This window comes from Kitasatospora sp. NPDC051164 (assembly GCF_044455625.1).
Lineage (GTDB): Bacteria > Actinomycetota > Actinomycetes > Streptomycetales > Streptomycetaceae > Kitasatospora.
The window spans coordinates 1-5,237 of record NZ_JBITFB010000100.1; the positions used below are offsets into that span (position 1 = coordinate 1).

A 5,237-nucleotide genomic window follows, 5' to 3' on the forward strand; every position below is an offset into this window, starting at 1 on the left:
ACGGCGCCGAACGGTCCGTCGCAGCAGCGGGTGATCCGGCAGGCCCTGGCCGGTGCCGGGCTGACGGCGGACCAGATCGACGCGGTCGAGGCGCATGGCACGGGCACCCGCCTTGGTGACCCGATCGAGGCACAGGCTCTGCTCGCGACGTACGGTCAGGAGCGTCGGGACGGCCGTGCGCTGCTGCTGGGGTCGGTGAAGTCGAACATCGGGCACACCCAGGCCGCGGCCGGTGTCGCCGGTGTGATCAAGATGGTCATGGCGATGCAGCACGGCGTCCTGCCGCGGACCCTGCACGTGGACGCGCCGACCCCGCACGTCGACTGGACGGCCGGCGCTGTCGAACTGCTGACGGAGAACCTGCCGTGGCCCGAGACCGGCGGCCTCCGCCGGGCCGGTGTATCGGCCTTCGGTGTGAGCGGGACGAATGCCCACACGATCCTGGAGCAGGCTCCGGCTGCGGAGGAGGCCCCGGAGGGTGACTCGGTGGCCCTGCCGGTGGTGCCGGTGGTGCTTTCGGCGCGGAGTCCGGAGGCGCTGGCGGCGCAGGCGGCGGGGCTGGTGGCGGTGGTCGAGGGCGAGGGTGCGCCGGGTGTGGCGGATCTGGGGTTCTCGCTGGCGACGGGCCGGGCGGCGTTCGAGTTCCGGGCCGGGTTCGCGGCCTCCGATCGTGCGGAGCTGCTGGCCGGGCTGGCCGCGGTGTCCGGTGGTCAGGCCTCGGTGGTGGAGGGGCGGACGGCGTTCCTGTTCACCGGTCAGGGCAGCCAGCGCGTCGGGATGGGGGAGGAGCTCTATGCCGCCTACCCGGTGTTCGCGGACGCGTTCGATGCGGTGTGTGCGCACCTGGACCAGTTCCTGGACCGTCCGCTGCGTGAGGCGATCGCCGACCCGGAGCTGATCCACGAGACGGGTTGGGCTCAGCCGGCGCTGTTCGCGCTGGAGGTGGCGCTGTTCCGGCTGGTGGAGTCGTGGGGTCTGACCCCGGACGTGCTGGCCGGGCATTCGATCGGTGAGCTGGCTGCCGCCCATGTCGCGGGTGTGTTCTCGCTGGCGGATGCCGCGAGGCTGGTGGCGGCTCGTGCCGGGTTGATGCAGGCGCTGCCGCGCGGCGGTGCGATGGTCGCGGTGCAGGCGAGCGAGGCCGAGGTGCTGCCGCTGCTCACCGAGGGTGTCGGGATCGCCGCGGTCAACGGGCCCACCTCCGTGGTGGTCTCGGGTGCCGAGGATGAGGTGCTCGTGCTGGTCGCGCGGTTGGAGGGTCGGAAGTCCAAGTGGCTGACGGTCAGTCATGCGTTCCATTCGCCGCTGATGGACGGCATGCTCGCGGACTTCCGTGCCGTTGCCGAGCAGGTCACCTACGAACTTCCGCGGATTCCGATTGTCTCCACTCTCACGGGCGCTCCTGTCTCCGCCGAGCTGACCGACGCCGGGTACTGGGTGCGCCACGTCCGTGAGGCCGTCCGTTTCGCGGACGCGGTCACCGCCCTGGAGGCGGATGGTGTCCGGACGTTCGTCGAGTTGGGTCCGGACGGTGTGCTGTCGGCGATGGGTCAGGAGTCTGCGGCCGAGGCCGCGTTCGTCCCGGTGCTCCGCGCCGGCCGCCCGGAGGCCCGCACGCTCACGGCAGCGCTCGTCCAGGCCCATGTCCGCGGTCTCGCGGTCGATTGGCCGGCCGTGTTCGCCGGTACCGGCGCGCGCCGGGTCGACCTGCCCACCTACCCCTTCCAACAGCAGCGGTACTGGCCGGAGCGGGTGGGTTGGGCTGTCGGCGATGTGGCCTCGGTCGGACTGGCGGCGGCCGGTCACCCGTTGCTGGGGGCGGCCGTCTCGCTGCCCGCGGTGGACGGATTCCTGTTCACGGGCCGGCTGTCGGTGCAGTCGCACCCGTGGCTGGCCGATCACGCGGTGATGGGCGCGGTGCTGCTGCCCGGCACGGCGTTCGTCGAGCTGGCGATCCGCGCCGGTGACCAGGTCGGCTGCGGGCTGCTGGAGGAGCTGACGCTGGAGGCGCCGCTGGTGCTGCCCGAGCAGGGCGGCGTCCATGTCCAGCTCGCCGTCGAGGAGGCCGACGGGTCGGGCCGCCGGGCTGTCGGCCTGTACTCCCGGCTGGAGGACACGGCCGGCGGGGAGGTCTGGACGCGGCACGCCACCGGCGTGCTGGCCCCCGGCGACGGTGACGATTTGCCGTCCTTCGACCTCACCGAGTGGCCTCCGCAGGGTGCGACCACGGTCGGCGTGGACGATCTCTACGACGTCTTCCAGGCGGCCGGGTTCGGGTACGGACCGGTGTTCCAGGGCCTGCGCGCCGCGTGGCGCCGTGGCGAGGACGTCTACGCGGAGGTGTGCCTGCCGGAGGGCGCCGAGGCCGACGCCGCACTCTTCGGACTGCACCCGGCCCTGCTCGATGCCGCGCTGCACGCGGTCGGCATCGGCAACCTGCTGGAGGAGAGCGGCGGCGGCCGCCTGCCCTTCGCATGGAACCGGGTGACGCTGCACGCCGCCGGGGCTTCGGCCGTCCGGGTGCGGATGTCGCCGGCGGGCCGCGACACGGTCTCTCTCGTGCTGGCCGACGAGTCCGGGCGCCCGGTGGCGTCCGTGGCCTCGCTGGCGATGCGTGAGGTGTCCGAGGAGCAGGTCCGGGCCGCCCGCGGTGGCTTCGTCGACTCGCTGTACCGGGTGGAGTGGACGGTGCTGCCGGTGTCGCAGGCGCCGGCGGGTCGGTGGGCCGTGCTGGGTGCGGGCGGGTTCGGTGCGGAGCGGTTCGCGGACCTGGCGGAGCTGGGTGCGGCGGTCGACGGCGGTTCGGGGGTTCCGGATGCGGTGTTCCTGGCGCTGGAGTCGGTCGAGGCGTCTGATGGTGTGGCTTCGGCTGTGCGCGCCGCGCTGCACGGGGTTTTGGGAACGGTGCGGGAGTGGCTGGCTGATGAGCGGTTCTCGGCGTCGCGTCTGGTCCTGGTGACCCGTGGGGCGGTCGGTGCCGAGGTCGAGGACCTGGTGCACGCGCCGGTGTGGGGCCTGGTGCGCTCGGCGCAGTCCGAGAACCCCGGCCGCCTGGTCCTGCTGGACCTCGACGGCGGCGACTTCTCCCGCGAGGCGCTCTCCGCCGCTCTGGCCGCCGGCGAGCCGGAGCTCGCGGTGCGCGCCGGCGCGATTCAGGTGCCGCGTCTGTCGAGGGCGGCGGCTGCGTCCTCGGAGGCGGTGTCGGTGTTCGGGTCGTCGGGCACGGTCCTGGTGACGGGTGCGTCGGGTCTGCTGGGCGGGCTGGTGGCCCGTCATCTGGTGGTCGGGCACGGGGTGCGGAGCCTGCTGCTGGTGTCGCGCCGTGGTGCGGAGGCGCCGGGTGCGGCGGAGCTGGTCGCCGAGCTGACGGACGTCGGCGCAACGGTGGCGGTCGCGGCGTGCGATGTGGCCGACCGGGAGGCGCTGGCCGCGCTGCTCGCCGACCACGAGCTCTCCGGTGTGGTCCACACGGCCGGTGTCCTGGACGACGGCATCGTCACCTCGCTCACTCCCGACCGCATCGACACCGTGCTGCGTCCGAAGGTCGACGCGGCCCTCCACCTCCACGAGCTGACGGCCGGCCACCCGCTGACCGCCTTCGTGCTGTTCTCCTCCGCCGCCGGCACCTTCGGCGGACTCGGGCAGGGCAACTACGCGGCCGCGAACGTCTTCCTGGACGCCCTTGCCGCCCAGCGCCGGGCCGCCGGGCTGCCCGCGACCTCCCTCGCCTGGGGTGCCTGGGCGGAAGGCGGAATGGTCGGTAGTCTCGCCGATGTCGACGTCCGCCGTATGAGCCGTGGCGGTGTGCAGGGCCTGCTCGCCGACGAGGGGCTGGCGCTCTTCGACGCGGCGATCGCCGCGGACGAGTCCGTTGTCGTTCCGATCCGGCTCGACCTGGCCGCGCTGCGCGCCGAGGCTGCCGCCGGCACCCTGCCGCCGCTGGTGCGCGGCCTGGTGCGCACCCCGCTCCGCCGCGTTGCCGAGAACGGCTCGGCGGGCCGCCCGGCCGGCTCGTCCCTGGCGCAGCGCGTCCTTGCCGCGCCGGCCGCCGAACGGACGGAACTCCTGCTGGACCTGGTCCGTGCCCGGGTCGCGTCCGTCCTCGGCTACGGGGACGCGGCCGCCGTGGACGCCAACCGGGCGTTCAAGGAGCTGGGCTTCGACTCGCTGACCGCCGTCGAGCTGCGCAACGAGCTCAACGGCGCGACCGGCCTGCGCCTGCCGGCGACGCTGGTCTTCGACCACCCGACGCCGGGTGCCCTGGCCGCTTTCCTGCTCGCCGAACTGGTCGGCGAGGCGCCGGGTGCCGCAGCGGCTGTCCGGACGGTGACGGTCGATGACGAGCCGATCGCGATCGTCGGCATGGCTTGCCGCTTCCCGGGTGGCGTCGAGTCCCCGGAGGATCTGTGGCGGCTGGTGTCGGAGGGCCGGGACGCGGTCTCCGGCTTCCCGACGGGCCGCGGCTGGGACCTCGAGAACCTCTACCACCCCGACCCCGATCACCAGGGCACCTCGTATGCCCGCGAGGGCGGCTTCCTGCACGACGCGGGCCTGTTCGACCCGGTGTTCTTCGGGATCTCGCCGCGCGAGGCGTTGGCGATGGACCCGCAGCAGCGGCTGCTGCTGGAGACCTCGTGGGAGGCCGTGGAGCGTGCGGGGATCGACCCGGCGACGCTGCGCGGCAGCCGCACCGGTGTGTTCGCCGGTGTGATGTACCACGACTACGCCAACAACCTGGGTGAGCTCCCCGACGGCGTGGAGGGTTACCTCGGCACCGGCAACTCGGGCAGCATCGCCTCGGGCCGGGTCGCCTACACCTTCGGCCTGGAGGGCCCGGCGGTCACGATCGACACGGCCTGCTCCTCTTCTCTGGTCGCGCTGCACTGGGCGATCCAGGCGCTGCGGAACGGCGAGTGCACGATGGCGCTCGCCGGCGGCGTAGCGATCATGTCCACCCCCGAGGTGTTCGTGGACTTCAGCCGCCAGCGGGCCCTCTCCGCGGACGGCCGGTGCAAGGCGTTCTCGGCGGAGGCGGACGGCACCGGTTGGGGCGAGGGCGTCGGCATGGTGCTGGTCGAGCGGCTGTCGGATGCCCGGCGGAACGGGCACCCGGTGCTCGCCGTGGTCCGCGGGTCGGCGATCAACCAGGACGGTGCGTCGAACGGCCTGACGGCGCCGAACGGTCCCTCCCAGCAGCGGGTGATCCGGCAGGCGTTGGCGAATGCGGGTCTGGCGTC

The 5,237-nt window shown here is 73.4% G+C and carries 1 protein-coding gene; it reads left to right on the forward strand.

Translation table 11 applies throughout. From position 1 onward, the window contains the following. The coding region (locus tag ACIBEC_RS47480) for a type I polyketide synthase (RefSeq protein WP_396290888.1) at positions 1–5,237 on the forward strand (5,237 nt) is incomplete at both ends.